Annotated in this window: 2 protein-coding genes; one reads left to right on the top strand and one right to left on the bottom strand. The window is 49.1% G+C overall.

Annotation, left to right across the window (positions count from 1 at the left end; all coding sequences use genetic code 11):
- Positions 1-49 precede the first annotated feature (49 nt).
- The gene (gene hrpB / locus AC3A8L_RS20455; RefSeq protein WP_487964124.1) at positions 50-2,593 is read right to left on the bottom strand and encodes an ATP-dependent helicase HrpB; all 2,544 of its coding nucleotides are present in this window, start codon (positions 2,591-2,593) and stop codon (positions 50-52) included.
- Between the two features lie 330 nt (positions 2,594-2,923).
- Here hrpB and AC3A8L_RS20460 point away from each other — a divergent pair, with 330 nt between their 5' ends.
- Positions 2,924-3,679 (top strand): TlyA family RNA methyltransferase, encoded by a 756-nt coding sequence (locus AC3A8L_RS20460; RefSeq protein ID WP_487964125.1) that lies wholly within the window; start codon positions 2,924-2,926, stop codon positions 3,677-3,679.
- Positions 3,680-3,872 lie beyond the last annotated feature (193 nt).

The raw sequence follows: 3,872 nt of genomic DNA on the forward strand, positions 1-3,872 counted from the left end.
AAGGAGGTCGAGATCAAGCATTAGTGGATGAAATATTGTTTCCTCGTCCCTAAGGTTTGTTATCCCTAGCAAGCGCCCGTTTTGTTTTAGCGGTGGCCTCCATGCTTAGAGGATCATCTGGCCAGGGGTGACGGGGGTAGCGGCCTTTCATTTCTTTTTTAACCTCGGTGTATCCTGTTTTCCAGAAAGCGGCTAAATCTTGTGTTACTTGCAGGGGCTGCTTGGCGGGCGAGAGTAGGTGAACGGTAATGTTTTGTTGACCATTGAGTACTGTTGGTGTGGTGTGACAGCCAAACATTTCTTGCAGTTTTACAGCCAGAACTGGCGGAGACTGTTGGTAATCAATATTGGCCATTCGGCCGCTAGGTATCGGGATTTTAGCCGGCGCGAGTTCATCTAGCTTTTGCATTTTTGGCCAAGGTAATAGCACTTTTAACAACGGGAAAAGAGTAATCTTTTTGAAGTCGGCTAGCGTGTTAATGTTGGCTAAGTGTGGCGTTAACCAATCATCCAAGGCCGAGAGTAAGCCATCGCGGCTCATGTCGGGCCAGTCATTCCCTTGTTTGTTACGCAAAAAAGCAACGCGTGCAATAAACTGCACGCTGTTGTCTTCCCAATCTAAATAGTCCAAACCTTTATCGCGGAGTAATGCGCTAAGCGCTTGGGTTCTTACCTCGGCTGGAATGTTATTTATCGCTTTCTTTTGGATCAGTATTTTATCGAGAAGTGTCCTGTTTTCAGCAATAAAACGGCCTTTGTCGTCTTGCCATTGGGCAACGGTAATCTCTTTTATATGGCTGGCTAAATCTTCATTAAAAAAGCGGGGGTTGAGTGCAGCGGCGATAAATATGCGGTCCTGCGATTTACCTGCAAGCCCACCGGCTTCGGCAATACTTAACCACGGTTCCTGCGCGAGAGCGTCGCTTTCATCAAGTTGCGCCGCGCGGCCATTGGCTAGCTGAAATACAGCAACACCGTTATTGCTCGCTTTGCGTTTAGCGATGCGTTCGGGGAAGGCCTGCGCAATAAGTAACCCGGTAATTTCGCCTTTATCCTGCGTTGATGTGTTGTCTTTTTTGAGTGGGTTACCTAATGTTCTAGCCAATTGTTTAACGCGTTGCTGCCACGCTTTGTGCTGTGGATTACGGCTTTGCTCTATGGCGACTATATGGTCGTAAATATCCGTGCCTAAATTTTTAGGCGGGCGTTCACTGAGTAATGAAGCAACAAGACTGCCCAAGCTGGTTGCGCCGAGTTTTTCTGATTGTACTAACAGTTGGGCTAGGCGTGGGTGGCAGGGGAAGTTTGCGAAACGTTGGCCGTGTGCCGTCAGTTCGCCTTTATTGACGGCATTAATTTTTGCGAGTGCTTCCAGCGCTTGTTGCCAGTTAGCTTCGGCGGGTGTGTTTAACCACTGTAATTCGTTGGGATGGCTAACCCCCCAATGTAACAGCGTGACAGCCAGCGGCATTAAATCGGCATTAATAATTTCGGGGAGTGAGTGGCGCAAGCGCTGGCCATGCTGTGATTCACTCCAAAGGCGATAACAAATACCGGGCTCCATTCGCCCGGCGCGACCAGCACGTTGCTCGGCGGATGCTTGTGAAATACCTTGGGTGTGGAGGCGAGTAAGGCCGGTGTTGGGATCGAAACTTGGGTTGCGAGTAAGCCCGCTGTCAATAACCACACGAACCCCTTCGATGGTTAAACTGGTTTCGGCAATATCTGTGGCCAGCACAATTTTTCGAATATTGGCTTTCGCAGGCGCAATGGCAAATTGTTGTTGTTCTAACGATAAGTTGCCGTGTAATGGAAAGCAGAGAATGTTGTCGGGGAGTGGTGCTAGCGCTTGTTGCGCTCGGTTTATTTCGCGTACGCCCGGTAAAAAAACCAAGATGCTGCCGCTGTCATGGGTTATGGCGTGTTGAAGGGTGCTTACTAATTGCGGTAAAAAGTCATTGTTTTTAAAGTGTGTATTGGTACGTGCGGGTTGGGCTGTGTGGTAGTGAATATCAACGGGGTAGCTTCGACCTTGGCTGGTGATAATCGGACAGTCAATCGAGGGAGTGGAGCTGCGTTCGAGTAATTGAGCAACGTTTTCGCTATCGAGGGTAGCAGACATCACCAGTATTTTGAGTGGATTGTTATCTTCACGAAAAAGGTCGCGTGCTTGTAAGCTTAAGGCGAGGCCCACATCGGTATTTAAGCTGCGCTCGTGAAATTCATCAAAAATGATAATGCCAACGCCGTTCAGTTCTGGGTCGTCTTGTAGCCAGCGCGTTAATAAACCTTCGGTAATCACTTCTATGCGCGTATTAGCGCTAACTTTGGTGGCTTGGCGCATTCGGTAGCCAACGGTTTCACCGACTTTTTCGCCTAACATATGCGCCATGCGATTCGCCGCGTTGAGCGCCGCAACCCGGCGTGGCTCGAGTAAAATTATCTTTTGTCCTTTTAACCATGTCTCTTTGAGTAAGCTAAGAGGCACCTGCGTTGTTTTACCCGCCCCAGGCGGTGCCTGCAGAACGCAATGTGGCGAGCTGTTCAAGGCGGCAAGTAGTGCAGGTATGCAATCGTGTATTGGCAGTGACATAAAAAACAATCAGTTAAGTAAGCGAAAAGGTAGCTATTCAGCCATGCGCAAATAGGCCGGCAAACTGATCATTTTCTGGGCCGCTCAAGCCATCTGTGACTTTGTGCTCCTGCAAAGTCTACCCCCACGCATCCGTGCTGGGGCTGGACGCTATGCAAGCGTTCCCGACGCTTGAATGCCCGGAAAATAATCAATTCGCCTTTTTTGTGAGTATTATTTCGAGCCCACCTGAATAGTTACGCGAAAAAACGAGTAAGTGCGCAGAGTATTTTACCGGACGCAGGCTTTTGAGTAAGCTGTGCGCCCTAACACTTCGTGAGAGAGCATAGCGTGCAGCGACTCGACAAACTATTGGTAGAGCATGGTCTAGCAACCACTCGTACACAAGCCCAAAAATTAATTGAAGCCGGGCTGGTCGAGGCAAAGGTTGCAGGGCAGTGGTCGATACAGAAAAAAACTTCAGTGAAGTTGCTGGAAACGTGCGAGCTTCGCACCGGAGAGCACCCCGAGCTACGCTATGTTTCGCGAGCCGGATTAAAGCTGGAGGCAGCATTACGAGACAATTCGTTAGATGTGGCAGGCTTAACGGCGTTGGATGTGGGGCAGTCTACCGGTGGCTTTACCGACTGTTTGCTTAAGCACGGTGCGCGCAAGGTGGTAGGTGTTGAGGTAGGCCATGATCAACTGGTGGAAGCGCTTCGTGATCATGCGGATGTCTTATGCTTAGAGGGGCTTAATGCGCGTTACTTGGACCCCGATATTCTGAAATATGCACCGGATAAATTTGATATAGCGGTAATGGATGTTTCTTTTATTTCTCAAAAGCTAATATTGCCGAACTTGCCTGCCTTGTTAAAGCCGCAAGGCTTATTAATTACATTGATTAAACCGCAATTTGAAGTGGGGCCAGAAGGGTTGGGTAAGGGCGGGCTCGTTCGCCCCGATGTTGATATGCAGGCGTTAGAGTGCGAGTTCAGGACTTTTGTGGCCGAGTTAGGCTTTGATGTGTTGCATTATAACGATAGCCCCATAACCGGTGGCGACGGCAATCGTGAATTTCTATTAGTGGCTCGATTGGCAGCCTAAATAGCGTTAGGGACGAGGAAACAATATTTCATCCACTAATACTTGATCTCGACCTCCTTACCTTCGTTGCTCAAAGTGTTACATGCCTCGGTAACTGCTCCATGCGTTACCCTACTGACCTATGTCCTATAGGCCCCTGCATGCGCCCCTTTAAGCGCCTCGATAAGAAAGCCGATCTCTTCGTCTAATTGGA

The organism is Marinagarivorans sp., assembly GCF_982758155.1.